Genomic DNA, 25,368 nt, shown 5'->3' with positions numbered 1-25,368 from the left:
GGTTCAGGGATTGGCCATGGGCAGACGCCAGAGTCGTGTCAGTCGATGGTCGACACATCAAGTACCCGAGGCATATCGAGATGCTGTAGGAAGTCGCCAAATGCCTGGCGGGCTGCGCGGATAGCCAACTCGGCCTCTTCCATCGGGCAATGGGTGACGGCAAAGTCACAAAAAACCGACCAGACCCGCTCGCCATCGGCGCTGTCGAAGAAGGATAGCGGAATGCCGTCGCCCAGCGAGGCACGGATCCTCTTGGCGATGATCCTGGCGCCGAGGCGCGAGCCTTCCAGGACATACAGCAGACCCACCAGTTCGGCGAGCGTTGCCGGTGGCTCTGGCCTCCATCCCGGCGCAGCGGGTGACGACAAGCCAAGACGCGCAAGGTCTGACTCGAGCGCCCCCATCCTGGAAGCGAAAGGATACGCCATTGCCAAATGGTGGAGAGTCTTCGCGGCGAGCTCTTCCAGTCTCTGCTGCGCCGGATGCAGGGCGCGCAACGTCTCGGCATAGTCGTCGAGGTCGAGCCCTGGCCGAACCAGGCGTACCAGCATTGGGTGGTCGTCCAGGCCATGGTGGTCGGCGCGGGTATGGCGTCGTAGGCTATCGAGGAGTGGCGGACGGGGTTTGATCACGCAGTGAGCTGCCTCCAAGATTGTCGGGCCTCGCTGGCCAGCGGGGCATTCTCAGCATGGCGCGTCGCATCGGCCATGGGAAGAGGCCGTCAGTAAGGCAGAGTATCCTCGTCCATCCGTGATGGGGTGGAATGCGCTTCTGCGGCCGCTCGGGAAGGCATCGTTAATGCTACCCTCACATATCGGATTGCCAGCGGTTGAACAACGTCAGGGCATTATCGGCCGCGACGGGTCGGCTGAAGAGGAAGCCTTGGATCACATTGCACCCCAATTCCTGCAGCACGGCGCGCTGTGCCTCAGTCTCGACCCCTTCGGCGACAACCTGCAACCCCAGGCCATGAATGATTCGGATGATTCCGTTGACCAGCTCCATGGCGCGTGAATCGTCGGGCAGGTCGTCGATAAAGCTCTTGTCGATCTTGAGGGTGTCGATCGGCAGGTTCTTGAGATAGCTCAGTGACGAATAGCCGGTACCGAAGTCATCCAAGGCCACGGCGATGTTGTGATCCTGGAGATCGCGCATGGTCTGAATCGCCTTGTCGACATCGGTCAGCAGACTTACCTCGGTCAGTTCCAGGGTCAGGCGCTCAGGTGAGAGTCGATGCTCCTCCAGGGTGGCGAGGACCCACTCGACGAAGCCTTGTTGAGAGAACTGATCGGCGGGAACGTTGATGGCTATCCGCAGCGGGGCATCACTGGGCTGGAGTGGCCAGTGCTGCGCTTTTTCGCAGACCATTCTGAGCGACCATTCCATCAGCAGCCCTGACAGCCGGCGGCTCTTTTCGGCAACAGGCACGAATTCTCCCGGGCTCACGCTGCCCAGTTCCTCATCTTGCCAGCGCGCTAGTGCCTCGAAACCGACGATGCGACTGCCGTCGGCAAGCATCTGGGGCTGGTAGTGCTGGCTCAAGAGGTTATTCAACAGCGCCGGTTCCAGGCGTTGTTCGATCGCGTGTCGACGAAGCGCAGCTTTTTCGGCCTCATGACTGAAGACATGCACGCCTTCAGGGGATATCGGCTCATTGAGGGCGGCACGTGCCCTTTCCAGCAGGTCCTCAGACGTCAGACCATCGAGCGGGGACAGGCTGATGCCCACATCAACATCCAGGCGAACCGTCATCTCGTCCAGTTCGATGGGTCTGGAGAGATCGTTGACGATGGGGATGATCACGTCGAAGAAGTCACCTACTGAAGGCAGCGATATGACTGCCCCGAAGCAGGCCAGACTCAAATGGCCAGTTGCCAGCACCTTGTTGCTGGGCGCACTCAGACGCTCCGCCAGGCAGTGCAAGATGGTGTCCCGGGTGAAGCGGCTATTGGTGCGACTAATCTCGTCGAGACGGTTCAGGCGCAGATACAGCACGGCCAGGTAATATTCCTCCTTGTTCGACAGGCGGAGCAAGTTAGCAAGGGTATCTTTGAACAGCGCTTCTGCTGGAAGGCCGATGTGAGTGTAGCTTTGGCTGTAGCTGTCCGAATGCTCCTTCTGACTGCCTACGCTCAGAGCGTGGTTGTGATTGATCAACTCCTCGACCAGGTGGCCAAAGGTTCTCAGCCAGTTACGCTGTAAACGGGTGAGATAGCGAGAGTGTGTGTCCATGATGCACAGGGTGCCGAGGGGCTGGCCGGTGGGGCCGCGCAGCACGGCACCCATGTAGAAACGAACGAAGGGACTGCCTGTCACGGCGGGATGGTGGTGGAAAACATCGTTTTGCAGGGTATCGGGGACCTCCAGCATGTCCTGTTTTAGGGCATGAACGCAGAAAGATGCCTCGAGGGGCGTTTCACCCACCTCCAGCCCGACGGATGACTTGAACCACTGTCGATCCTCATCGACCAGCGAAACCATGGCCATGGGCACCTTGAAGATCTCTGACGCGAGACGCGTGTAGCGATCGAAACCCTCCTCTGGTGGGGTATCTAGGATGTCGAGAGAGTGAAGTTCGGCAAGTCGTTTTTTCTCGTCGAATGGGGGTATGCCACTGCTATTGCGTTCGACCACAGCTAAACTCCCTGATGTCGTTCTGTCCCTTCGATGTCGAGCAGCATTGTCCCCCGCCTTCATGAACAGATGGCCAGGTCTATGACGGTCTTCTCGACGTCCGTACACTCAGGGCCTGTCATGCAGTGCCCCACAGTGTGAGGAGTGCCTTTGAGGGTAGCGAAAGCAGCGCCAGGCAGGGAATTTCCTAAACTGAGCCTACGACGTCTCGTGCAGGAAACGCACTCTAACGTAAGACCATACAGGAGTTGGACGATAATCCTGTAAGCAATTGGACAATGGACTAGCCAGCAACTGAACGCTGGCAGAGGCGCGACATGGTATCCCCCCATCTTCCGCGGCTGATCAAGAGCCCCAGGGTGCATCTGATGGATACCGGACTCGCCGACCAGTCGCAGGGCTATTGCAGTTGAGCGAACTGCGATGAACGAAAAAATAGGACGCCTATGTGTGCCGGCGTACTGATGGTCGTGATGCTATGGTCCACAGTAAAGTCTTGACAAAAAAATGGAAACGCCCCATGTCGACACGCCATCTCGACCCTTCCTGCCAGAAAGCGTTGCTCGACACGGATCACTCCTCCCTTCCTTGCTAGAACCATTCCCAATGATAGCTAGCGCACCCGCTGGCTAGCCGGAAATTCCTCGATCACTATCATCGTGAAGAAAGCCGCGCTGGCACCGTTGATTTCAGACAACCAACACGATGCCCGGGCAGTGCTGATTCAGGAGATCTGATATGAAACATCGTATGCGCTTTCTTAGGAAGCCCGCCGTCATCTTGGCTTCACTGTCGTTGATGAGCCCAGCCTTTGCCCAGGTAACCCAGGCGTCGGCTACCGATATGGAGATCATTACGCTCGCTCAAGTTACCGAACCTGACACCAAGACAGAGGAAGAACTTCTGGCTGAGGAGGAAGCGATCCTCAAGGCTGAAACGGACGCCCTCGCCGAGCAGGAAGCTACCATTCAGGCAGAAGCCGACGCCCAGGCCGAAGCCGATGCCGCCCAGGCCGAGCAGCTAGCCATCGAGCAAGCCGAAGCCGAAGCCGATGCCCAGGCAGAAGCCGATGCCCAGGCAGAAGCCGATGCCGCCCAGGCTGAGCAGGAAGCTATCGAACAAGCCGAAGCCGACGCTCAGGCAGAAGCCGATGCCGCCCAGGCCGAGCAGCTAGCCATCGAACAAGCCGAAGCCGATGCCCAGGCCGAAGCCGATGCCGCCCAGGCCGAGCAGGAAGCTATCGAACAAGCCGAAGCCGATGCCCAGGCAGAAGCCGATGCCGCCCAGGCCGAGCAGCTGGCCATCGAGCAAGCCGAAGCCGATGCCCAGGCAGCAGCCGATGCCGCCCAGGCCGAGCAGCTAGCCATCGAACAAGCCGAAGCCGACGCTCAGGCAGAAGCCGAGGCTGCCCAAGCCGAGCAGCTGGCCATCGAGCAAGCCGAAGCCGACGCCCTAGCCGAGCAGGAAGCCATCGCCCAAGCTGAAGCTGACGCCCTCGCTAAAGAAGAAGCCGCCAAGCAGGCCGAAGCAGACGCCCTCGCCGAGCAGGAAGCCAACGAAAAAGCAGCGGCATACACCGCCGCCGAGCAGGAAGCTGCCGAACAGGCCGAGGCAGACGCCCTGGCCGAGAAGGAGGCCCAGGACAAGGCAGACGCGGAAGCACTGGCCAAGGCCGAGGCAGACGCCCGCGCCGCTGCTGCCACCCTCGACACCCAGGAAGCCAGTTCGACGTCAGAAACCGTCGTGACCTCGGAGAGCACCCGTTCCAGCGACGAGGAAGCCAAGGCAGTGTCGGCGTCCGACGCTGATGATGACGACAACCAGATATGGAAATACCTGGGAGCCGCTGCGGCAGGTGCCGTTGTCGGCGCCCTGGTTCCCCAACTCGGTGGACGGGTCGTCGAAAATCAAGGTGACCGCATGATCGTCGAACGCGACGGTGAATTGCTTGTGCGCAAGGACGAGAATCTCTTGCTGCGCCGCCCTGGCGTCACCGAGACGAACGAATCCTTTGCCGATGGCATCACCCGCTCCACCATCACTCGCGATGATGGCAGCCAAATCGTGACCGTTCGTGATTCCGGTGGCTTCGTCCTCAAGCGCACTCGCTATCTGCCCGACGGCTCCGCTATCTTACTCATCGACGAAACGAGCAAGACCGATAGTTGGATGTCTTCTGTCGACGTTGAGGAATCCCTGCCTCCCCTGCGTTACGACCTCCCGGAAGATCGTTACATAGTCGATTACCGCCGTGCAGACCAGGAGATCCTGCGCGAAGCACTGCTGGCACCGCCGGTACAGGAGACAGATCGCGTCTTCACGCTCCGCCAGGTTCGGGAAAGCGCTCGAGTCCGTGACATGATGCCGCGTATCGATCTCGACGTTATCCAGTTCGCCACCGGCTCGTCGGCCATTCAACCCTCCGAGGCCGAAGCACTGGGGCTGATCGGGAACACCATGGCCGAGGTCATAGCGCAGAACCCAGATGAGATTTTTCTGGTCGAGGGCCATGCCGATGCCGTTGGATCCGACTTGATGAACCTGGGATTGTCAGATCGTCGAGCAGAAGCCGTCGCCCTGGCACTCACCGAATACTTCGCCATCCCCCCGGAAAATCTGATCGTACAAGGCTACGGTGAGCGCTATCTGAAGCTGGATACACAGGGACCCAGCCAGGTAAACCGACGCGCCAGCGTCAGGCGAATCACACCATTGATCGATGCAAGACTTACCAGCCTCTGAGAGGCAGGATGTGAGGTCAAGGAGCCGAAAAAGCCGACAGACAAATCGTCCGTCGGCTTTTTTGATGATGCGCCAGTCAGGCGCTGCGAGCCATGCCTGGCGCACCATAGAAAACCCGCCATGGCGGCGGGTTCGGGATTCGGTGCGTCTGTAGCAAGGCTTAGGCGGCGCTGGCGGTCATCCGCTGTTGGATAGCCAGCCCAATAGACCGCGTGACAGCTGGGCTGGCACCCTTGATCTTGAGGGTGCTTTTCAGTGCTTGGACCCCGTGGCGCTGTGTGAACACGCCGAAAAGCTCGTCGGCGTAGGAGCCGGAGAGCGATATGACGTCGCTGAAATCAAGCACGACCTGCTCGCCGTGGCGGGCAATCGCCTCAATCCGGGCCCTCTCCTGAGCTGCGGTGGTTCGATTAGCCAAGGAGCCTTTATATTTCAATGTGTTAGTCATTTTCTTGCCCCCTTATGGTGCGGCATGGTGAGAGCGCGTTTCAAAAAGTCATATCGTCCAGAATGCTCTGCACATCATCTGACAGAGGCTCTTCTTCGATGTTTTTACCAAGCTCGCTGAGTTTTAATCTACACGCGATGGCCACCCCTTGCCAGTGTGGCACTGCAGCATAGCTGCCGAATTCGTACTCTGCCCGCGTTGCCGGTGTGGAGCTGAGCAAGGTGTCTCCACTGGCGATCCAGAGCTCTCCATCGTAGTGACGCACGAGGTTCATCAGCTGGTCCAGGCCGAGCCCCTGGTGATGATTGCCGTCATGGCGGTACATGACGTCTGTGGCTTGACCAAATGGGTTGCCCATAGCGTCTTCGGGCTGCTGCTGGGCGAAATCCTCGTGATCGATGTCCTTGGTCGAATGCTCTTTGCGCAAGCACCAGTCAATGGCGCTGACGTGATCCGTCACGCCCGGCACGGCTCGGCGCTGGCACTCTCGGAAAAACCCCTTGCCGGCATCCACGACGGCAAACTCGATCACATCGTACTGGCCCTTGTAGCTCCAGAGCTGCGCCATTGAGAAGCCGGCCCCATTGGCATGGGCGCGGACGTTATCATGCAGCTCTCCAATGACGTTACACAATCGGCCAATGCCGGGGAGGTCCCCCGTGTGATGACGAATGCAGTCAGCAGTCTCCGTTGTAGCGCGATCAACGTCAGCAGCGTTTTCCAGCATCTGCATGGGGCTGTAGCGTGAGCCTCTGTTCGGACGGGCCATGGCAAAGTCGTCTGCTCCGAACAGCATGAAGGGCACCTGTAATGCAGAGAAGTACCCTTGATGAGAGCCGGGGTTGGCAAACTCTATGCCAGTAACGCGGTAGGTGTGGCCCAGGCTGGTGGCTGCCGTGATGAAGCCAGGCGTCAGGAAGCCTCGTGGGATGCGTAGTTTGCCACCTTCGGTAGGGGTGATCTCATGCTGTCTCTTGACTGCTGACGCTAATCCTTGCTGCATCACGTCCTCTCGGGTCGAGTGGTTTTCCGCTGGGAGATGGTGCCTAGCGAAGGGCTCGATAAAGCCAGTTAGCCGGCTGAGCGGGTCGTCACAAATGTATCCTTACTTCCAGTCGGGTGAGAACCTAGTCGGCGATTTTCCGACGCATGGAACCTGTGTGGAACCTAGAAAGCCGAGAACGAAAAACGGCCACTGCTCTTGTGAGCTAAGTGGCCGTCTTTACAATGTTTTCTGGTCGGAGTAGCAGGATTCGAACCTACGACCTCTGCCTCCCGAAGGCAGCGCTCTACCAAGCTGAGCTATACTCCGATGCGCTGAGCTTGCGCCTCAACGGGGTCGAATTATACCCGCAGCGCGACGCTTTGCAAGCCTTTGGCAGCAGTCAGGTTTACGAGGTGCGCTCCACCGCCAGGCGAGCCAGGTCGGCCATGCTGTCGCGGTAGGGAGAGGGGGGCAGATGATCCAGCTGCGCCAGCGCCCTGTCGGCCATCTCCTCGGCGCGCAATCGGGTGTACGCCAGTGCGCCGGTGGCGTTGACGATGGCCAGCACCTCGTCGAGATGATCCAGGCCGCCCTGACGGATCGCCCGGCGGATCATTGCGGCCTGCTCAGGGGTGCCGGCCGCCATGGCCTGAATCAGCGGCAGGGTGGGCTTGCCCTCGGCCAGGTCGTCGCCCACGTTCTTGCCCATCGCCTCGGCGTCGCCCTGGTAATCGAGCAAGTCGTCGATCAGTTGGAAAGCCATGCCCAGATAGCGGCCGTAGTGCTGAAGGGCGGCCTCCTGCTCCGGAGTGGCCTGGGCGAGTATCGCGCCGCTGTGGCTGGCCGCTTCGAAAAGCATGGCGGTCTTGCCCTGGATGGTTTCGAAGTAGGCCGCTTCGTCGATGTCCGCGTTGCCCACGTTGGTGAGCTGCTGCACTTCGCCCTCGGCAATGACGCAGGTGGCGGAGGAGAGAACGCCCATGATCCGCATGGAACCTACCTCCACCATCATCTGGAAGGAGCGAGAATAGAGAAAGTCGCCGACCAGAACGGACGGGGCATTGCCCCAGGCGTCGTTAGCGGTGGCCTTTCCGCGGCGCATGTGGGATTCATCCACCACGTCGTCATGCAGCAGGGTCGAGGTGTGCATGAACTCGATGAGGGTGGCCAGCATCACGTGGCGCTCACCCTGGTAGCCCAGCGAGCGAGCCGCCAGCAGCACCAACAGCGGGCGCAAGCGCTTGCCACCGCTGGCAATGATGTACTGGCCGATGGTTTCCACCAGCGGCACCCGCGAGGTCAGCTGATCCACGATGGTGCGGTTGACGGCAGCGAAATCCTCGGCCACGACGGCATGGATTGATGAGGGGGCAGCAGCAGCGGTGGAGGTGACGTCAGCAGTCATGGGCGGTTTCAACTGAAGTGATGGGGGCCGGGGCGTGGCGGTCCCCTCTGGCCTTGAGTTGCGGCTCATGCTATGGGGCCCCCTCATGGGCGTCAAGGCGAGCCGCTCGTAGGCGTTGGGCTGGTCACAAATAGCAGGTGCGGCACGGGTTGTGCCTTCCTCGGCGCACAGTTATAATGCGCGGCCCACTCATCCCGCTCCCTGTCAGATGGTGCCAGAAGAGGCGCCACTCGCCGCAGGCCGATCAAGAGCCAACCCCGATGAGTCCTGGAGAGACAAGTATGTACGCAGTTATCAAGAGCGGTGGCAAGCAGTACCGCGTTCAGGAAGGCCAGACCCTCAAGCTGGAAAAGATCGAAGTTCCGACCGGCGAGTCCATCGACTTCGATGAAGTGCTGCTGGTTGGCAGCGATGACGAGATCAAGGTCGGCGCGCCAATGGTCGAGGGTGCCAAGGTTTCTGCGGAAATCGTTGCCCACGGCCGTCGCGACAAGATCACCATCATCAAGTTTCGCCGCCGCAAGCACAGCATGAAGCGTCAGGGCCACCGCCAGTGGTTCACTGAAGTCAAGATCACCGGGATTTCCGCGTAAGCGGTTCACCCCTGAACGGAGAATGTTTCCATGGCACATAAAAAAGCAGCCGGTTCCACGCGTAACGGTCGCGATTCAGAATCCAAGCGCCTTGGCGTTAAGCTTTACGGTGGCCAGACCGTCACTGCCGGCAACATTATCGTGCGTCAGCGCGGCACCAAGTTCCACGCCGGTACCGGCGTCGGTCTGGGCCGCGACCACACCCTGTTCGCTCTGAACGACGGTGTGATCAAGTTCGAGACCAAGGGTCCGAAAAGCCGCAAGTTTGTCACTGTCGTCTCTGCCTGAGACGCCTGAGGCTTGCAGCGAGAAGGCCCCGCCCAGGCGGGGCCTTCTTGTATATGCCCAGATGGGTAAGACGGCAGCCGCCGTCAGGAGAATGACAGATGCAGTTCGTCGACGAAGCCTCGATCATCGTGGAGGCCGGAAAGGGGGGCAATGGTTGCCTCAGCTTCCGGCGCGAGAAATATGTGCCCAAGGGTGGCCCGGATGGCGGCGATGGCGGCCACGGCGGCAGCGTCTACCTGATCGGTGACGACTCCCTCAACACCCTGATCGACTTCAGGTTCCAGCGCTTCTACAAGGCTCAGAACGGCCAGGGCGGCATGGGCCGGCAAATGAGCGGCCGCGCCGGCGAGGACCTGCACGTCAAGGTGCCCGTGGGTACCACGGTGATCGACGAGGAGACCCTCGAAGTGATCGCCGACGTCACCGAGATCGGTCAGGTGGTGATGGTGGCCCAGGCTGGCCGCCGAGGGCTGGGCAACATTCACTTCAAGTCCTCCACCAATCGGGCGCCGCGGCGGACGACACTGGGCACCGAAGGCGAGCGCCGCAACCTGCGCCTGGAGATGAAAGTGATGGCCGACGTGGGTCTGCTGGGCATGCCCAATGCGGGCAAGTCGACGCTGATCCGCGCTGTCTCTGCCGCCAAGCCCAAGGTCGCCAACTATCCGTTCACCACCCTGGTGCCCAACCTGGGCGTGGTGAAGCTCGGCATGCACGAGCACTTCGTGATGGCCGACGTGCCGGGGCTGATCGAGGGGGCCTCGGACGGGGCCGGCCTGGGGCTGCGTTTCCTCAAGCACCTGACCCGTACCCGGTTGCTGTTCCACGTGGTGGACGTGGCGCCCTTCGACGAGTCCGACCCGGTGGAGGTCGCCCAGGCGATCACCCACGAGCTGGGCGAGTTCTCCCCGACGCTCGCCGAGCTGCCACGCTGGCTGGTGCTCAACAAGTTTGACCTGCTTCCCGCCGAGGAGCGTGAGGAGCGCGCCGCCGATATCGTTCGCCGCCTGGGCTGGGAAGGCCCGGTGTTTCGCATCTCGGCGATCTCGGCCGACGGCACGGCGGCCCTGGTTCAGGCGGCTTACCGCTGGCTGACCGAACAGCGCCAGCTGGAGAACGAGGACGAGGAGGCCGCCGAGCGGGCCCGCGAGATGCGTGCACGCATGGAAGACGAAGCGGTCGCCCGCACCGAGGCGCGTCTGGGCCGCAAGCGCAAGACGGTCGATGAGGATGATGACGATTTCGATGACGACGACTACGACGTCGAGGTCGAATACGCGCCCTGAGGGCGTAAACTGAGGGTAGGTCGGACGGATAAGGGGAGGCAGGATGGATACTCTGTTGAGTCGTATCACGATTGATCCCGCCCAATGCGGTGGCAGGCCCTGTATTCGCGGCATGCGCATCCGTGTAATGGATGTTCTGGATCTTATGGCCCAGGGTCTCAGTGCACAGGACGTGCTTGAAGAGATGCCGGACCTGGAGCTTGATGACATCCGGGCGGCACTGCTGTTTGCCGCCCGTCGCCTGGACCATCCTGTGCTTGCCGCATTATCCTCTGGGTCGATGCTCAGCTCTCGCCCCATCTGGCTCCCTGGATAACCGAAAGCCTTGGGGTTGAGGCCTACTCTGCCCGCTGGCTCGGCTATCATGACGCGTCGGATGAGGAGATCTTTTCTGCGGCTCGTGAGGCGGATGCGGTGGTTCTGACCAAGGATCGGGACTTCCCCGACCTCCTTGAGCGGCACGGCCCTCCGCCAAGAGTGATCTGGGTGACCATGGGCAATACGACCAATGCCCGGATGCGCGAGGTGCTTCAGAGACTTCTGCCAGCAGCGTTACAGCTGCTTTCGCAAAGCGAACCCTTGGTCGAGCTGAGTGATCGGCAATAATCCTACCCAGCAAACTTCAGGAACCAAGATGAAGGAAGGGGTTAACAATCCCGGCCGCGAGGCGCTGGTGGGCGCTCGCCGGGTGGTGGTGAAGATCGGCAGCGCGCTGCTGACCAACGACGGTCGCGGCCTGGACGAGGCGGCGATCGGCGGCTGGGTGGATCAGGTCGCCGCGCTGCATCGCCGTGGTATTGAGGTGGTGCTGGTCTCTTCAGGCGCGGTGGCCGCCGGCATGGTGCGCCTTGGCTGGCAGGTGCGCCCCTCGGCGGTGCATGAGCTCCAGGCCGCTGCCGCGGTGGGGCAGAACGGCCTCACCGAATGCTACGAAAGCCACTTCGCCCGCCACGGCCTGCTCACCGCCCAGGTGTTGCTGACCCACGACGACCTCTCCGATCGCAAGCGCTACCTCAACGCCCGCTCGGCCCTGCGCACCCTGGTCGATCTGCGCGTGGTGCCGGTGATCAACGAGAACGACACCGTGGTCACCGACGAGATTCGCTTCGGCGACAACGACACCCTGGGCGCCCTGGTGGCCAACCTGCTGGAAGCCGATGCCCTGGTGATTCTTACCGACCAGGAGGGGCTCTTCGACGCCGACCCGCGCAGCAACGCCGGGGCGCGGCTGATTCTTGAGGGGCGTGCCGACGATCCGGCGCTGGCCGCGGTGGCCGGCGGCGGCGGTGCGCTCGGCCGCGGCGGCATGGCCACCAAACTTCGTGCGGCTCACCTGGCGGCGCGTTCCGGCGCCTATACCGCCATCGCCAGCGGGCGTCAGCCCGAGGTGCTTACCCGGCTGATGGCAGGTGAGCGTCTCGGGACTCTGCTGCGTCCCGACCAGGTGCCGATCGCGGCGCGCAAGCGCTGGCTGGCCGGCCAACTGCAGGTGCGCGGCTCCCTGATTCTGGACGCCGGGGCGGTGAAGGTGCTGCGCGATAGCGGCTCCAGCCTGCTGGCGGTGGGCGTGAAAGCGGTATCGGGGCAGTTTCGCCGCGGTGACATGGTGCTCTGTGTCGACGAACAGGGTGAGCGCGTGGCGAAAGGGCTCGTTAACTATGGCGCCGACGACGCGGCGCGCATTCTCGGTAAGCCGAGCCACCAGATCGAGGCGATCCTCGGCTTCATGGAAGCGCCGGAGCTGATCCATCGTGACAACCTGGTGGTGTTGTAGCCGCGCCACTATGGCAAGCGCAGCGCGGGCTGTGATAGGATGCGCCATCCTCTCAGACACGGCCCGTGAACGATCGCTGATGTCAAGCGGTCGGCCAGATGGCCAAGCCGGCGGAAAGTCTCGGACTTTTCTGCCGGATCAATACGTTATCGATGCCGTCATCACACGGGCGGCGAAGCATCTCCAAGGAGACATCCAGTGGCAAACAGCAAGCAAGCTCGTAAGCGGGCGCGTCAGTCCGAAGGCCGTCGTTTACTGAAGGCCGGTCAGCGCTCCATGGTGCGTACCTACATCAAGCGCGTCATCAAGGCCATCAACAGCGGCGACCACGCCCAGGCCATGGCCGAGTTCCAGCAGGCGCAGCCGGTCATCGACCGTATCGCCGACAAGGACGTGCTCTCCAAGAAGCGTGCCGCACGCATGAAGAGCCGCCTGAACAAGCGCATCAAGGCATTGGCTGCCTAAGCCGGTCAGATGCCCTCGAGACGCGGCCTGCGTGGCAGGCGTCTCGTAAAAAAACCGGCTGCGGCCGGTTTTTTTGTGGCCGCCGTTCCCCGAGTTCGCCGAGGAGCCCAACCGTGACGGATCGCGAGCAGTTACCCCCCACTCCGGGGGATGAGCACGACAAGGTGGTGGCCCCCAAGGCCGGCGGGCTGATGCGCTCGGGCCTGGTGGTCAGCGTCATGACCATGCTCTCGCGGGTCATGGGCCTGGTGCGCGACGTGGTCATTGCCGCCTTTTTCGGCGCGGGCAGCGGCGCGGACGCCTTCTTCGTCGCCTTCAAGATTCCCAACTTCATGCGGCGGCTGTTTGCCGAAGGGGCCTTCAACCAGGCCTTCGTACCGGTGCTCTCGGAGTATGCGACCCGCGGCAGCAAGCGCGAGGTGCGCGAGCTGCTCAATGCCGCCGCCGGCAGTTTGACCGTGGTGCTGGCACTGCTCACGGCGCTGTTCATGGTCGCCGCCCCCTGGCTGGTGTGGGTGTTTGCCCCCGGCTTCGGCCGCGACCCGGCCAAGCTGGCGCTTACCGCCGACATGCTGCGGCTCACCTTCCCCTACCTGCTGCTGATCTCGCTGACCGCCTTCTCCGGCAGCGTGCTCAACACCTGGAACCGCTTCGCCATCCCGGCCTTTACCCCGGTGCTGCTCAACCTCTCGCTGATCGGCGCGGCGCTGCTGCTCACCCCGCTGATGACCGAGCCGGCCATGGCGCTGGCCTGGGGCGTGCTGATCGCCGGTGTCGCCCAGCTCGCCTTCCAGGTGCCGTTCCTGGTGCGCCTGGGGCTGATGCCGCGGCCCTGGCCGAGCTTCGTGCACCCCGGCGTCAAGCAGATCATGGTGCTGATGGCGCCGGCGCTGTTCGGCGTCTCGGTCTCCCAGATCAACCTGCTGCTGGATACCATCCTCGCCTCGCTGCTGGCGCCGGGCAGCGTCTCCTGGCTCTACTACTCGGACCGCCTGGTAGAGCTGCCGCTGGGGGTGTTCGGCATCGCCATCGGCACGGTGATACTGCCGGCGCTCTCCAAGCGCCACGCCGAGCAGTCCGGCCAGCACTTCAGCGAGATGCTCGACTGGGCGATCCGCGCCGTGCTGCTGCTTGGCCTGCCGGCGGCCCTGGCCCTGGCCATTCTCGCCGAGCCACTGCTGATCTCGCTGTTTCACTATGGCGCCATGACCGATCACGATATCGCCATGGCGGCGATGAGCCTGCGCGCCTATGCGTTCGGCCTGGTGGCCTTCATGCTGATCAAGGTGCTGGCGCCCGGCTTCTTCGCCCGCCAGAACACCAAGACCCCGGTGAAGATCGGCATTATCGCCATGGTCGCCAATATGGTGTTCAACCTGATCCTGATCTGGCCCCTGGCCCACGCCGGCCTGGCCCTGGCCACGGCACTCTCGGCGTTCCTGAATGCCGGCCTGCTGGGCTGGCTGCTCTACAAGGAGCGCGTGCTGGTGTTCCAGCCCGGCTGGGGCCGCTATGCGGTTCAGCTTATCGGCGGCTGCGCGGTAATGAGCATCGGCCTGTGGTGGATCTCTCCCGACTGGCAGGCGTGGCTGGGCTGGGATGTCTGGACGCGGGTGACCTGGCTGGCCGCCCTGGTGGTGGCCGGCGCCGGGGTCTACTTTGCCTGGCTCGCCGCCTTCGGGGTGCGCCTTCGTCAGTTTCGAATGAAAAGCTGAAGACAGAAGACCAGGCCGGCCCGGCTGTCAAGGGGCCGGCGGTCCGGTATAATCGCCATTTTACGATGACCTTCTGGCCAGCGGGGCTTGATCAACGCCATGCAAGTGATCCGAGGACTGCACAACCTGCGCGACGAGCACCGCGGCTGCGTGGCCACCATCGGCAATTTCGATGGGGTGCACAGAGGCCACCAGGCGATTCTCGACCAGTGCCGCGAACAGGCCGCCAAACTGCAGCTGCCGGTCACCGTGGTGGTCTTCGAGCCGCAGCCCCGGGAGTTCTTCGCCGGCGACCAGGCGCCGCCGCGCCTCGCCCTGCTGCGCGACAAGGTGCGCCTGCTGGATGAGGCCGGCGTGGAGCGGGTGCTCTGCCTGCCCTTCAACGATGCCCTGCGCAGCCTCACCGCCGAGGCCTTCATCGATAAGGTGCTGATCGACGGCCTGGGCGTGCGCCACTTGGTGGTGGGCGATGATTTTCGTTTCGGCTGCGACCGCCGCGGCGATTTCCACCTGCTAACCGAGATCGGCGAGCATCGTGGCTTCGGCGTCGAGCACACCCGCACCTTCACCATCGACGACGATCGCGTTTCCAGCACCCGCATTCGCACTCTGCTGGCCAGCGGCAACTTCGACGCTGCGGCCAGGCTGCTGGGGCGCCCCTACCAGCTGGGTGGCCGCGTGGTGGCCGACCAGAAGCTGGCGCGCACCATCGGTGTGCCCACTGCCAACCTGCCCCAGCCGGTGCGCTCCCTGGCCCTGCACGGCGTTTATGCGGTGGTCAGCGAACTGCCCGACGGCCGATGCCTTCCCGGCGTCGCCAACATCGGCTGGCGGCCCACGGTGGGCAGCACCCGGCCGGTGCTGGAGGTACACCTGTTCGATTTCGATGGCGACCTCTATGGCGAGCGCCTCCGGGTATTTCCCTGTGCCAAGCTGCGTGGCGAGGTAAAATTCGACGACTTCGCGGCCCTGAAGCAGCAGATCGGCGCCGATCGGCGTCGCGCGCAGCGTTACTTTTTGCAGCACCCCGTTGCCCTCGACAACGAAAATTCTCTTCCTCTGGCATCGGCGCCGTTGGCGCGCGAGTCCGTGACTTCCGATTCCTCGGCGGGTACCCCCGCCGACCACGACGACGGCTGACCTCCAGGATATGAGCGACTACAAGCACACTCTGAACCTGCCAGAAACCGACTTCCCTATGCGGGGCATGCTGCCCAAGCGTGAGCCCAAGCGGCTGGCCCAGTGGCAGCAGCAGGATCTCTACCACCGCCTGCGCGACGAGCGCAGTGGCAAGCCGCTGTTCGTGCTGCACGATGGCCCTCCCTACGCCAACGGCAGCATTCACATCGGTCACGCCGTCAACAAGATCCTCAAGGACATGATCGTCAAGTCGAAGAACCTGGCCGGATTCGACGCCCCCTACGTGCCCGGCTGGGACTGCCACGGCCTGCCCATCGAGCACAAGGTGGAGACCACCCACGGCAAGCACCTCGAAGCCGAGCGCGCCCGCCATCTCTGCCGCGAGTACGCCGGCGAGCAGATCCAGGGCCAGCTGGCCGACTTCGTGCGCCTGGGCGTGATGGGCGACTGGGACAACCCCTACCGCTCCATGGACTTCGCCAACGAGGCCGGTGAGATCCGCGCCCTGGCCGATATGGTCAAGGCCGGCTACGTCTTCAAGGGGCTCAAGCCGGTGAACTGGTGCTTCGACTGCGGCTCCGCCCTGGCCGAGGCCGAGGTGGAGTACGCCGACAAGAAGTCCGACGCCGTCGACGTGGCCTTTCCGGTGGAAGACGCCGACCAGCTGGCGGCCGCCTTCGGCCTCGCGGCCCTGTCCAAGCCGGCCGGCATCGTGATCTGGACCACCACGCCCTGGACCATCCCCGCCAACCAGGCGCTCAACATGCATCCGGAGTTCACCTACGCCCTGGTGGACACCGGCGAGCGGCTGCTGGTGCTGGTGGAGGACCTGGTCGCGTCGTGCCTGGCGCGCTACGGCCTGACGGGCGAGGTGATCGCCACCGCCCTCGGCGAGGCCTTCGATGGCATCCGCTTCCGCCACCCGCTCTATGATCGTCTCTCGCCGGTGTATCTCGCCGACTACGTCGAGGCCGAGGAGGGCAGCACCGGTATCGTCCACTCCGCCCCCGCCTACGGCATGGATGACTTCGTCACCTGCCGCGATCACGGCATGGCCTTCGAGGAGATCCTCAGCCCGGTGCAGGGCAACGGCGTCTATGCCGAGGACCTGCCGTTCTTCGGCGGCCAGATGATCTGGAAGGCCAACCCGCAGATCGTAGAGAAACTGCGCGAGGTCGGGGCGCTGATGCACCATGAGCCGATCATCCACAGCTACATGCACTGCTGGCGCCACAAGACCCCGGTGATCTACCGCGCCACCGCCCAGTGGTTCGTGGGCATGGACGTGCTGGGCCGCGATGGCAAGACCCTGCGCGAGCGCGCCCTGGAAGGCATCCAAGCCACCCAGTTCGTGCCGGCCTGGGGCCAGGCGCGGCTGCACAGCATGATCGCCAACCGCCCGGACTGGTGCATCTCCCGCCAGCGCAACTGGGGCGTGCCGATCCCCTTCTTTTTGCACAAGGTGACCGGCGAGCTGCACCCGCGCACCCTCGAGCTGATGGAAGAGGCCGCCACGCGGGTCGAGAACGAGGGCATCGACGCCTGGTTCCGCCTCGAGGCCGCCGAACTGCTGGGCGATGAGGCCGCGGACTACGACAAGGTCACCGACACCCTGGACGTCTGGTTCGACTCCGGCACCACCCATCGCCACGTGCTGCGCGGCTCTCACCCCCACGGCCACGAGAGCGGGCCGATTGCCGACCTGTACCTGGAGGGCTCCGACCAGCACCGCGGCTGGTTCCACTCTTCGCTGCTGACCGGCTGCGCCATGGACGGCCACCCGCCCTACCGCGGCCTGCTCACCCACGGCTTCACCGTGGATGCCCAGGGCCGCAAGATGTCCAAGTCCATGGGCAATGTGGTGGCGCCCCAGGAGGTGATGGACAAGCTCGGCGCCGACATCCTGCGCCTGTGGGTCGCCTCCACCGACTACGGCAACGAGATGGCGGTCTCCGACGAGATCCTCAAGCGCACCGCCGACGTCTACCGCCGCATTCGCAACACCTCGCGCTTCCTGCTCGCCAACCTCAACGGCTTCGAGCCGAGCCGCGACGCCGTGGCGTTTCACGAGATGCTGGACCTGGACCAGTGGGTGGTCGACCGCGCCGCCCAGCTGCAGGCGCGCATCGAAATCGCCTACCAGGAGTATCGTTTCCTGGACGTCTACCAGCAGGTGCACGGCTTCTGCGCCCGGGAGCTGGGCGGCTTCTACCTGGACGTGATCAAGGATCGCCAGTACACCACCCAGCCCGACTCCCTGGCGCGCCGCAGCGCCCAGACCGCGCTCTACCACGTGGTGGAAGCGCTCTCTCGCTGGGTGGCGCCGATCCTCTCCTTCACTGCCGAGGAGATCTTCGAGAACATTCCCGGCGAGCGCGCCGACAGCGTGCTGCTGGCGACCTACTACGAGGGCCTGGCCACCCTGGACGCCGCCGCCAAGATGGGCCGTGATTTCTGGGAGCAGGTGCTCGAGGTCAAGCAGGCGGTGAACAAATGCCTGGAGGACGCTCGCAACGCCAAGACCATCAAGGGCAGCCTGGCCGCCGAGGTCACCCTCTACGTGGACGACAGCCTGCAGGCGACACTGGCCAAGCTGGGCGACGAGCTGCGCTTCGTGATGCTGACCAGCGAGGTGACCCTGGCCCCCCTCGGCGATGCTGAAAAAACCGAAGGCGAAGGCGCCGAGGCCACCGACCTTGAGGGCCTCAGGGTGGCGGTGGCCGTCAGCGATCATCGCAAGTGCGAGCGCTGCTGGCACCACCGCCCGGATGTGGGCACCCACGAAGGGCACGACGACCTGTGCGGGCGCTGCGTAAGCAACCTGCCCGACGGCCCCGGCGAGACGCGTCTGCATGCCTGATCAGCGTCCCTCCCAGGGGGGTGGCACCCCTGCCAGCCCTGCTGTCAGCACGCCAGGGGTGCCGCCCATGCAGCGCCCGCTGCGCTGGCTGTGGCTGGCCGTGGCGATCATCGTGCTGGACCTGGCGACGAAATATGCGGCCAGCGCCATGCTCGACTACGCCCGCCCGGTGGAGGTGCTGCCGTTCTTCAACCTGACGCTTCTGCACAACACCGGCGCCGCCTTCAGCTTCCTGGCCGACCACCCCGGCTGGCAGCGCTGGTTCTTCGCCGCTTTCGCGGTGGGGGCGAGCATCGGCCTGACCGTCTGGCTGACCCGGCTCAAGCGCGACGAGACGCTGCTGGCCGTGTCGCTGGCGGCGATCATCGGCGGGGCCCTGGGCAATCTCTATGACCGGCTGGTCCACGGTTACGTGGTGGACTTTCTCTCCTTCCACGTGGCCGGCTGGTACTACCCGGCCTTCAACGTGGCGGACATCGGCATCACCCTGGGGGCCATCGGCCTGATCTGGGAATCGGTGTTCGGCGAGAAGCGCCGCGCGCGACGACGCGCCTGAAATAGCCGCGGCGGTGTCGCCCGGCCGTCCCGGCGGGAGCGCAATTTATTGCCGGTTCGACGCCTCGACGATTGGCGCCGACAGGCGCCCCACGGTGCCACCGAACCTATACATCCTTACCGAGTCCTACACCTCATGACCGACCAGAACAGCCAGGAATACCGTATCGACGAGGGCATGGAAGTGACCCTGCACTTCACCCTTAAGCTTGAGGACGGCACCGTGGTGGATTCCACCCGGGACAAGGCCCCGGCCACCTTCCAGGTGGGCGACGGCAACCTGCCGCCCGGCTTCGAACACCCCATGAAGGGCATGACCACCGGCGAGAGCGGCACCTTCGAGATCACCCCGGAGCACGCCTTCGGCCAGCACAACCCGCAGAACGTCCACCGCATCAAGCGCGACAACTTCGGCGAGGAACCGGTGGAACTGGGCACCGTGATGTCCTTCGCCGACCCCGCCGGTGGCGAACTGCCCGGCGTGATCAGCGAAATCGACGGCGACATGATCGACGTGGACTTCAACCACCCGCTGGCAGGGCGTACCCTGACCTTCGAGGTGGACGTGCTCGACGTGAAGCCCGCCACCACCCACTGACGCTGCCACCTGTGGGAGCTGGGCTCTGCCCGGCGAATGGCGCCGAAGGCGCCCCGGCGGCCGTTACCAACGAATCAACAGCAGATGCACCAGCATCAAGGCGAGGCGCCCATGCAAGCCAACTCCATGCGAATCAAGCTGGCCAACCCCCGCGGCTTCTGCGCGGGCGTCGACCGCGCCATCGAGATCGTCAACCGCTCCCTCGATGCCTTCGGCCCGCCGATCTACGTGCGCCACGAAGTGGTTCACAACCGCTACGTGGTGGACACCCTGCGTGAGCGCGGCGCCGTCTTCGTCGAGGAGCTTCATGAGGTTCCCGACGATGTCATCGTGATCTTCTCCGCCCACGGCGTCTCCCGCGCCGTGCAGGAGGAAGCCGACCGCCGCGGCCTCAAGGTGTTCGACGCCACCTGCCCGCTGGTCACCAAGGTCCACCTGGAGGTGCTGCGCTACGCCCGCCGCGGCCAGGAGTGCGTTCTGATCGGCCACGAGGGCCACCCGGAGGTGGAAGGCACCCTGGGCCGCTACGACACCGCCCATGGCGGCGCCATGTATCTGGTGGAAGACGAGAACGACGTGGCCAGGCTGGAGGTGAACGACCCGAGCCGGCTGGCCTTTGTCACCCAGACCACCCTCTCCATGGACGACACCGCCCGGGTGATCGACGCCCTGCGCGCCAAGTTCCCGGAGATCGAGGGGCCGCGCAAGGACGACATCTGCTACGCCACCCAGAACCGCCAGGACGCCGTGCGCGAACTGGCAGCAGGCGCGGATCTGGTACTGGTGGTGGGCAGCCCCAACAGCTCCAACTCCAACCGCCTGCGCGAGCTCTCCGAGCGGGTCGGCACCCCGGCCTACCTGATCGACAGCGCAGAGCAGATCGACACCGCCTGGCTGGAAGGGGTGAGCGCCGTGGGCGTGACCGCCGGAGCTAGCGCCCCCGATGTGCTGGTGCAGGGCGTGATCCACCGCCTGCAGGAACTAGGCGCCGAGGCCCCGGAGGAACTCGACGGCCTCGCCGAGACCATCACCTTCTCCATGCCCCGTGAGCTGCGCGAACGGGTCATCGTCAGCGAGTAGCCTTGCGAGCATGCGCCAACGATCGCGCCGCCCTCATGGCCATGAGGGCGAATTTTGTGGTCGGTCTCTATTTCTGCGACACCAGAAGGCATTGGTTGCCGTCGAAAGCACCAAGTACTTGTATTCCCATCTCTTTTAATCCCAGGCCATCAAGTGGCTAAAGGTTTTCCGGGTGAGCAATCGCTAACCTGGGGTGAGAGTCTTTAGACTTGACACTAGCGAGAATCTCGCTGTTGCGACATACTGAAACTAAACGTAACGAACGCAGGAGAGGCGCGGCGTGACCCAACCGAGCACCCGACGCAGGCCCCAGGGCCCCACATGCAGCACCCGGCGCAGCGCCGGCTTTACCCTGATCGAACTGCTCATTGCGGTAGCCGTGATTGGAATCTTGGCGGCGATTGCGATACCGAACTACCAGAGGTATGTGGAGCGTTCGCGTGTAGTGGATGGTACCGCTTGGCTCATGGAAGCGGCCTCCGTCATGGAGAGGTGTTACACGGTTACTAATAGTTACCAGCTAAGCTGTTTGGATGGCTTTGACACCACAGGGTCTCCGGAAGGCGTTTACAGCACCATTAGTCTGACCCAGTCGGGTCAGGCTTATCGACTGGAAGCGACCGGTGGTGAGCGCGTTCCAGATGCCTGTACGACATTGTGGGTGAGAAGTAACGGGAGTCGAGGAGAGGATGGATGTTGGTGAAGCCGGTGATGAGGAAAAGAGGTTTTACCTTGGTTGAGTTGATTATCACGGTTGCTGTAATAGCAATTGTTGCAACGATTGCTATTCCGAATTTTCAGTCTGTCTTGAATTCAAGCAAGCTTCGAGGAGACGTGAATGAGGTGTTGGCCGCGCTAAATTATGCGCGGGCAGAGGCTATTAAATGTCGTGGTGATGTAGAGCTCAGTATTTCGGGTGATCCTTGGGGTCTTACTGTAACGAGTGAAGATTTATGCACAATGATGCGTCCGCTTGATGGGGTTGGAAATTTTGGCGTCGAGGGAGACGTCGAGATTGTTTTTGACCGACTCGGAAGGGCTCCTGGATGTACGAGCGGTGGGTGCGCGATTGTAATCGATTCGCGAACCATTACGGTGTCCCCTTCGGGATATATTGAGTTTTGAAATGTTGTCAACATTCAGGGTTGCTGGGATGAGAAATCTTAGGCAAAAAGGCTTCACTCTTGTTGAAGTGCTGGTGGCGATAGTGGTGCTTTCAGTGGGAGTGCTTGGCTTGGCAGCCATGCAGCTCAAGGCTTCCCAAGGCGCGACAATTGCTTATCAGCGTTCTCTTGCCAGCATGGTGGCCTTGGACGGCGAAGAGCGTGTCTGGAGCCTTCTCGCCGAGCATGATCTTGAAGTAGACGGAGACTGGTTCTGTCCAACGGTTATAAGCGATGTTGCGGCTGATTGGCTTAGTCATTGGCAGACAACCTTGGCTTTTCTGAATGCAACTGCATCAGCTGATATTTCGGTTACGATGGAATACGCTGGAGACATAATTGGTTATGGCGTATGCACGTATGTTGTTGATGTGAGTTGGTCAGATGTTTCTTTAGCAGGTAATGTTGCCGAGTATCAGGAGTGTATGGAAGAGGCGGAAGGAGGTGGGGGCGAGAGCGATTGTGAAGCATTGGAGCCTCCACCTCCGCCGAATCTTTTATACGGTTTCCGCATTCCAGGCGAAGTGGCCCCGATGGAGCCTGAAGAATGACCCGCACAAAAATGGCTATAGAAAAGGTAGTGCATGGCGCGAATAGGGCTAAGTCAGCTCAACAGGTGGGTTTTTCGTTGATCGAGCTGCTGGTCGCCTTGGTTATCGGCCTAATTATTGTGCTGGCGGCTGGCAGCTTGCTGATTGCTAATTTGCAAACCTTCAGACAGGTAGAGTGGCTGCGCGACAAGCAGGCCGCCGTTACAGTTGCCGTTGATGTCTTGGCCAGAGATATTCGAAGAGCTAGAACATTGCAAGCTATAGATGATGGTGCAGGGATTACTCTGGAAGTCAGTAATCGTGGTGATAGTGCGGCGTGCGGCACAGGTGAGATATTGGAAAAAACCTACCAGGTGGCAACGTCAAGCTCGGATATTGACGAATTTGTTCTTAGGGTCCAGATTTCTAGCGTCGAAAGCAATTGCATTGACAACCCACCCCCTGAGCCTATTGTTGGGGGCTTTGCTGGAGCAGGTACAGCCGGAATCGAATTTTCGGACACCTTGGGTGATAGCTCGATCTGGCAGATTACTCTGCGATTGCGGGAATCCCCCCTTGGCTCGGCGGGCGAGACTCCCGAGGCTCTCACATTCAACGTGGTGAATAGAAGCAAAGCATTGGCGAAAGCTGGTATCTGAGCGGTTTGCTTGTGCCAGGATTAGGAGGTGTAAAATGAAAAAACATCAAAACGGATCGGCCCTGCTGGTCGTGATTTCTGTATTAGCCGCCTCCTTGATTATAGGCGTGTCCAGTATGCAGAGCTCTCACGTGGGGGAGCGTCTCGCGGGTAGTCAGCGCGCCAGCACCAAACTCTCAATGTCCGCAGAGAGGGCAGGTGCGGCCGCTTTTTCAATGGTAAGAAGCGACCTTTCGACGTTTCTCAAAAATGAAGAATGTAGCAGCGATGACTTTTTCCTACCGATCAACGCCGAAGGGGGTGTGATTGACTTCAACTCAAAAGGCGCCATTGATGAAGAAACCATGCTTCCTGCAGAGCGTGGGGATTTTATCGCCAATTGGGAGTTCTTGTCCGCCCTGGACACCTTTGCGTCGCTGGAGTCTGGCCCCTGCGTGAGTGTGTTGCCTGTGCCTATTGACTTTGCCGACGAGGATTGCAGCGATCTGCTCGAAAAAGAAGGCATTAATCCTACGAGTGATGATATCGAGTGCAGTTATCGTTTCGTCACGCTCTATGATTCAAGCGAAGAAAAGGAAGTCGATCGCGTCAAGCGCTATATCGTCGCTATGGCGAGGATGGTGTCTGGCGAAAGTGGTACGTTTGCAGAAAGCCTGCCTCTTTTTATAGAAGTTGAATATGCGGATATCAATATAAACTGGCTCTTTGATGGTCCTCCAATAGCATTTTTGGCAGATGATTTTGACACTGATGATGTGACAATTAGTGGTGCCAATAATATGAATCTTAATGGCAAGGGAGGGTATGAGATCTCTTTGCCTTCCAGCGTTTACAAGAGCAGTGAAACGCAAAAATATCCTGGCTCAGGAAATCAGGAGTGGACTCCTTTAGATTTTTTTAGGGAGAGTTTTTCAACAAACACAGCCACTCCTAGTATTACTGATGGTGATATTGATATTGGTGAATTTATAACCTTTATTGAAGGGTTGAGGTCAGCTTCAATAGATTATTCAGTGCCTAATATTCATTATGTCACTGAAGACCCGGATATGAGTGCTTATGACGCTGGTGATGGTGATGGTGAGGTAAATGTGCTGGTGGTGGCTGATAACTTTACATGGAGAGGTAAGAATAATTTCCGTGGAATTATTATTGTATTAGGTGCTCAGGTTAAGTATAGTGGTGGTGGAAGCGGCGACCTTTATGGATCATTGATTCATGCGCCTATTACTCCCGATAGCCCTACTTACGACTGGATTGATAGCAACGGGTTTGTAGAATTTCCGGAGGTTGAGCGGTTCCTAGTGGAAGACGGCTGGCAGTATGGTAACTCTAATTTTGAATTTGATTTCAGTGGCGGTGGATCATCTACTCTAGAAAATGATGCTGAAGCACTTGATTTCGCGCAAGATTCGGCTGAGTCTGCACCTGGATTCGCCAAGGCAACTTCCTGGGAGACGGAGTAATCTTGCCGGTCAGCGGTCAGCGGTCAGCGATCAGCGATCAGCGGTCAGCGGTCAGCGGTCAGCGGTCAGCGGTCAGCATTCTGACGGCCGGCCGCTGACCACGCGAACTCGCCCAAAGTTGCTTACGATGACGCTGGCTCCCGTGCCCATACGTCCGCATATCCTGAGCGTCCCATTATGGCCGGCTGGTCTTCCCAGTCGGCCATAACGTATGGGGCGGTTATCATTTCGGTAGGTTACGCTTTCAACTCGCCCGGGATTAAAGTGCCGGAGGATCTCACCGTTGATATCACCGCTTTCGGCTCTGCCGTGAATCACAAGGAGCGGTAGTGACCAGTCCCCATTACTGCAACTTGTCCGATCGGCGCTTGGGCATAGTGTCACGGTCGAGCGCTTCATGATCGCATGTGTCTGTGCCATCGAAAGCGCGCTCTTCAACTTCATCACTTCCGCTGCGACCTCATTCCTTGCTGTAAACTGCTGAAAGTTTGGAATGCCCACCGTGGTGATGATGGCAAGCACCGCGATGACGACAATCAGTTCGATAAGCGTCAGCCCCTGCTGACGCTGTGGTGGGCAGGGTTTCACTCGCGTCCGGGGGGTGGCTGTATAGTAGCCCCCGTCAATGTGGGAACTGAAGGGTGTCGCGGGGTGCATGATGCCCTCCCGGAGCGGACTCCTCGGCCAGTGGGTATTACTTTCACCCTAGCCAAGCCCTGTCAGCCTTCTGTCAGCCATATCGTACAATTGCTGTGCGCCATTTCCTTACCCTGTCAGCAGTGACGCTGCGGGGCCTCCAGTGTCAGTACTGATCGTAATGACCTCCTACGGCGAAAATATAGATGGATCTGTCGTCGGTAAGCGGTCCATAAACCACATCTTCTGCAGATGAATAACCCCCGTCAGACTGGTGTCATCCGAATCCAAGGAGGACACCATGACTGAACTGACCTCGACACAGGCCTTCTGGCTGGGCCATCTGT

25 protein-coding genes and 1 tRNA gene are annotated in these 25,368 nt (G+C 61.3%); 19 read left to right on the top strand and 7 right to left on the bottom strand.

The window, feature by feature from the left end; all coding sequences use genetic code 11:
* Positions 1-38 precede the first annotated feature (38 nt).
* Positions 39-632, bottom strand: coding sequence for a biliverdin-producing heme oxygenase (locus tag ACFODV_RS15880; RefSeq protein WP_379761185.1), 594 nt, complete (start codon positions 630-632; stop codon positions 39-41).
* 175 nt (positions 633-807) lie between these two features.
* Positions 808-2,697, bottom strand: a complete 1,890-nt coding sequence (locus tag ACFODV_RS15875) for a sensor domain-containing phosphodiesterase (protein ID WP_379761183.1) — start codon at positions 2,695-2,697, stop codon at positions 808-810.
* Between the two features lie 675 nt (positions 2,698-3,372).
* Between ACFODV_RS15875 and ACFODV_RS15870 the strand changes: the two genes are divergently transcribed.
* On the top strand, positions 3,373-5,376 hold the full coding sequence (locus tag ACFODV_RS15870; protein ID WP_379761181.1) for an OmpA family protein: 2,004 nt from the start codon (positions 3,373-3,375) through the stop codon (positions 5,374-5,376).
* Positions 5,377-5,536: 160 nt separating this feature from the next.
* Here ACFODV_RS15870 and ACFODV_RS15865 read toward each other — a convergent pair whose 3' ends face one another.
* The 4 genes from ACFODV_RS15865 to ispB all read right to left on the bottom strand — a co-directional run bounded on the left by ACFODV_RS15865 (position 5,537) and on the right by ispB (position 8,214).
* The gene (locus tag ACFODV_RS15865; RefSeq protein ID WP_379761179.1) at positions 5,537-5,824 is read right to left on the bottom strand and encodes an STAS-like domain-containing protein; all 288 of its coding nucleotides are present in this window, start codon (positions 5,822-5,824) and stop codon (positions 5,537-5,539) included.
* A 40-nt stretch (positions 5,825-5,864) separates the two neighbouring features.
* On the bottom strand, positions 5,865-6,827 hold the full coding sequence (locus ACFODV_RS15860; RefSeq protein ID WP_379761177.1) for a hypothetical protein: 963 nt from the start codon (positions 6,825-6,827) through the stop codon (positions 5,865-5,867).
* A gap of 232 nt (positions 6,828-7,059) precedes the next feature.
* Positions 7,060-7,136: transfer RNA gene (locus tag ACFODV_RS15855), tRNA-Pro, on the bottom strand.
* Between the two features lie 79 nt (positions 7,137-7,215).
* Positions 7,216-8,214: an octaprenyl diphosphate synthase gene (gene ispB, locus ACFODV_RS15850; protein WP_379761175.1), complete on the bottom strand. Its 999-nt coding sequence runs from the start codon at positions 8,212-8,214 to the stop codon at positions 7,216-7,218.
* Positions 8,215-8,495: 281 nt separating this feature from the next.
* On the opposite strand from ispB, the gene rplU reads away from it, so the two are divergent.
* The 18 genes from rplU (at position 8,496) to ACFODV_RS15760 (ending at position 24,385) form a co-directional block, all read left to right on the top strand.
* On the top strand, positions 8,496-8,807 hold the full coding sequence (rplU, locus tag ACFODV_RS15845) for a 50S ribosomal protein L21 (RefSeq protein ID WP_379761173.1): 312 nt from the start codon (positions 8,496-8,498) through the stop codon (positions 8,805-8,807).
* 30 nt (positions 8,808-8,837) lie between these two features.
* Entirely contained in the window at positions 8,838-9,095 is a 258-nt protein-coding gene (gene rpmA / locus ACFODV_RS15840; protein ID WP_379761171.1) for a 50S ribosomal protein L27, read from the top strand.
* A 98-nt stretch (positions 9,096-9,193) separates the two neighbouring features.
* Positions 9,194-10,381: an Obg family GTPase CgtA gene (cgtA, locus tag ACFODV_RS15835; RefSeq protein WP_379761169.1), complete on the top strand. Its 1,188-nt coding sequence runs from the start codon at positions 9,194-9,196 to the stop codon at positions 10,379-10,381.
* Between the two features lie 55 nt (positions 10,382-10,436).
* Complete coding sequence (locus ACFODV_RS15830) at positions 10,437-10,697, top strand: DUF433 domain-containing protein (protein WP_379761167.1); 261 nt, start codon at positions 10,437-10,439, stop codon at positions 10,695-10,697.
* A complete protein-coding gene (locus tag ACFODV_RS15825; RefSeq protein ID WP_379761286.1) occupies positions 10,646-10,987 on the top strand; it encodes a DUF5615 family PIN-like protein in 342 nt (113 codons plus the stop codon). The genes ACFODV_RS15830 and ACFODV_RS15825 overlap by 52 nt, the downstream gene beginning before the upstream one ends.
* Positions 10,988-11,015: 28 nt before the next feature.
* Entirely contained in the window at positions 11,016-12,155 is a 1,140-nt protein-coding gene (gene proB / locus ACFODV_RS15820; RefSeq protein WP_379761165.1) for a glutamate 5-kinase, read from the top strand.
* 198 nt (positions 12,156-12,353) lie between these two features.
* Complete coding sequence (gene rpsT / locus ACFODV_RS15815; RefSeq protein WP_379761163.1) at positions 12,354-12,620, top strand: 30S ribosomal protein S20; 267 nt, start codon at positions 12,354-12,356, stop codon at positions 12,618-12,620.
* Between the two features lie 191 nt (positions 12,621-12,811).
* Positions 12,812-14,335 (top strand): murein biosynthesis integral membrane protein MurJ, encoded by a 1,524-nt coding sequence (gene murJ / locus ACFODV_RS15810; protein ID WP_379761284.1) that lies wholly within the window; start codon positions 12,812-12,814, stop codon positions 14,333-14,335.
* A 99-nt stretch (positions 14,336-14,434) separates the two neighbouring features.
* Positions 14,435-15,475, top strand: a complete 1,041-nt coding sequence (gene ribF, locus ACFODV_RS15805; RefSeq protein WP_379761159.1) for a bifunctional riboflavin kinase/FAD synthetase — start codon at positions 14,435-14,437, stop codon at positions 15,473-15,475.
* 10 nt (positions 15,476-15,485) lie between these two features.
* On the top strand, positions 15,486-18,335 hold the full coding sequence (ileS, locus tag ACFODV_RS15800; protein WP_379761157.1) for an isoleucine--tRNA ligase: 2,850 nt from the start codon (positions 15,486-15,488) through the stop codon (positions 18,333-18,335).
* 67 nt (positions 18,336-18,402) lie between these two features.
* Positions 18,403-18,891 (top strand): signal peptidase II, encoded by a 489-nt coding sequence (gene lspA / locus ACFODV_RS15795; RefSeq protein ID WP_379761282.1) that lies wholly within the window; start codon positions 18,403-18,405, stop codon positions 18,889-18,891.
* Positions 18,892-19,026: 135 nt separating this feature from the next.
* Complete coding sequence (gene fkpB / locus ACFODV_RS15790) at positions 19,027-19,488, top strand: FKBP-type peptidyl-prolyl cis-trans isomerase (RefSeq protein WP_379761155.1); 462 nt, start codon at positions 19,027-19,029, stop codon at positions 19,486-19,488.
* Between the two features lie 126 nt (positions 19,489-19,614).
* Positions 19,615-20,568 (top strand): 4-hydroxy-3-methylbut-2-enyl diphosphate reductase, encoded by a 954-nt coding sequence (gene ispH / locus ACFODV_RS15785; protein ID WP_379761280.1) that lies wholly within the window; start codon positions 19,615-19,617, stop codon positions 20,566-20,568.
* A gap of 352 nt (positions 20,569-20,920) precedes the next feature.
* On the top strand, positions 20,921-21,271 hold the full coding sequence (locus ACFODV_RS15780) for a type IV pilin protein (protein ID WP_379761278.1): 351 nt from the start codon (positions 20,921-20,923) through the stop codon (positions 21,269-21,271).
* On the top strand, positions 21,262-21,693 hold the full coding sequence (locus ACFODV_RS15775; RefSeq protein ID WP_379761153.1) for a GspH/FimT family pseudopilin: 432 nt from the start codon (positions 21,262-21,264) through the stop codon (positions 21,691-21,693). Before ACFODV_RS15780 ends, ACFODV_RS15775 begins: the two co-directional genes overlap by 10 nt.
* A complete protein-coding gene (gene pilV, locus ACFODV_RS15770) occupies positions 21,683-22,282 on the top strand; it encodes a type IV pilus modification protein PilV (RefSeq protein WP_379761151.1) in 600 nt (199 codons plus the stop codon). The genes ACFODV_RS15775 and pilV overlap by 11 nt, the downstream gene beginning before the upstream one ends.
* The gene (locus ACFODV_RS15765; RefSeq protein WP_379761149.1) at positions 22,279-22,920 is read left to right on the top strand and encodes a PilW family protein; all 642 of its coding nucleotides are present in this window, start codon (positions 22,279-22,281) and stop codon (positions 22,918-22,920) included. Before pilV ends, ACFODV_RS15765 begins: the two co-directional genes overlap by 4 nt.
* Positions 22,921-22,954: 34 nt before the next feature.
* Positions 22,955-24,385 (top strand): pilus assembly PilX family protein, encoded by a 1,431-nt coding sequence (locus ACFODV_RS15760; protein ID WP_379761147.1) that lies wholly within the window; start codon positions 22,955-22,957, stop codon positions 24,383-24,385.
* Positions 24,386-24,457: 72 nt separating this feature from the next.
* Here ACFODV_RS15760 and ACFODV_RS15755 read toward each other — a convergent pair whose 3' ends face one another.
* Positions 24,458-25,042 (bottom strand): GspH/FimT family pseudopilin, encoded by a 585-nt coding sequence (locus ACFODV_RS15755; RefSeq protein ID WP_379761145.1) that lies wholly within the window; start codon positions 25,040-25,042, stop codon positions 24,458-24,460.
* Positions 25,043-25,368 lie beyond the last annotated feature (326 nt).

The sequence above is a fragment of the Halomonas tibetensis genome, assembly GCF_042643535.1.
Taxonomy (GTDB): Bacteria; Pseudomonadota; Gammaproteobacteria; order Pseudomonadales; family Halomonadaceae; genus Halomonas; species Halomonas tibetensis.
This window is presented reverse-complemented; position numbering and strand designations above follow the sequence as displayed.

Coding starts and splice junctions, on each gene's coding strand:
- ACFODV_RS15875 (WP_379761183.1), bottom strand. CDS start 2,697: ATGAAGGCGGGGGACAATGCTGCTCGACATCGAAGGGACAGAACGACA.
- ACFODV_RS15870 (WP_379761181.1), top strand. CDS start 3,373: ATGAAACATCGTATGCGCTTTCTTAGGAAGCCCGCCGTCATCTTGGCT.
- ACFODV_RS15865 (WP_379761179.1), bottom strand. CDS start 5,824: ATGACTAACACATTGAAATATAAAGGCTCCTTGGCTAATCGAACCACC.
- ACFODV_RS15860 (WP_379761177.1), bottom strand. CDS start 6,827: ATGCAGCAAGGATTAGCGTCAGCAGTCAAGAGACAGCATGAGATCACC.
- ispB (WP_379761175.1), bottom strand. CDS start 8,214: ATGACTGCTGACGTCACCTCCACCGCTGCTGCTGCCCCCTCATCAATC.
- rplU (WP_379761173.1), top strand. CDS start 8,496: ATGTACGCAGTTATCAAGAGCGGTGGCAAGCAGTACCGCGTTCAGGAA.
- rpmA (WP_379761171.1), top strand. CDS start 8,838: ATGGCACATAAAAAAGCAGCCGGTTCCACGCGTAACGGTCGCGATTCA.
- cgtA (WP_379761169.1), top strand. CDS start 9,194: ATGCAGTTCGTCGACGAAGCCTCGATCATCGTGGAGGCCGGAAAGGGG.
- proB (WP_379761165.1), top strand. CDS start 11,016: ATGAAGGAAGGGGTTAACAATCCCGGCCGCGAGGCGCTGGTGGGCGCT.
- murJ (WP_379761284.1), top strand. CDS start 12,812: ATGCGCTCGGGCCTGGTGGTCAGCGTCATGACCATGCTCTCGCGGGTC.
- ribF (WP_379761159.1), top strand. CDS start 14,435: ATGCAAGTGATCCGAGGACTGCACAACCTGCGCGACGAGCACCGCGGC.
- ileS (WP_379761157.1), top strand. CDS start 15,486: ATGAGCGACTACAAGCACACTCTGAACCTGCCAGAAACCGACTTCCCT.
- lspA (WP_379761282.1), top strand. CDS start 18,403: ATGCAGCGCCCGCTGCGCTGGCTGTGGCTGGCCGTGGCGATCATCGTG.
- fkpB (WP_379761155.1), top strand. CDS start 19,027: ATGACCGACCAGAACAGCCAGGAATACCGTATCGACGAGGGCATGGAA.
- ispH (WP_379761280.1), top strand. CDS start 19,615: ATGCGAATCAAGCTGGCCAACCCCCGCGGCTTCTGCGCGGGCGTCGAC.
- ACFODV_RS15775 (WP_379761153.1), top strand. CDS start 21,262: ATGTTGGTGAAGCCGGTGATGAGGAAAAGAGGTTTTACCTTGGTTGAG.
- ACFODV_RS15765 (WP_379761149.1), top strand. CDS start 22,279: ATGACCCGCACAAAAATGGCTATAGAAAAGGTAGTGCATGGCGCGAAT.
- ACFODV_RS15760 (WP_379761147.1), top strand. CDS start 22,955: ATGAAAAAACATCAAAACGGATCGGCCCTGCTGGTCGTGATTTCTGTA.
- ACFODV_RS15755 (WP_379761145.1), bottom strand. CDS start 25,042: ATGCACCCCGCGACACCCTTCAGTTCCCACATTGACGGGGGCTACTAT.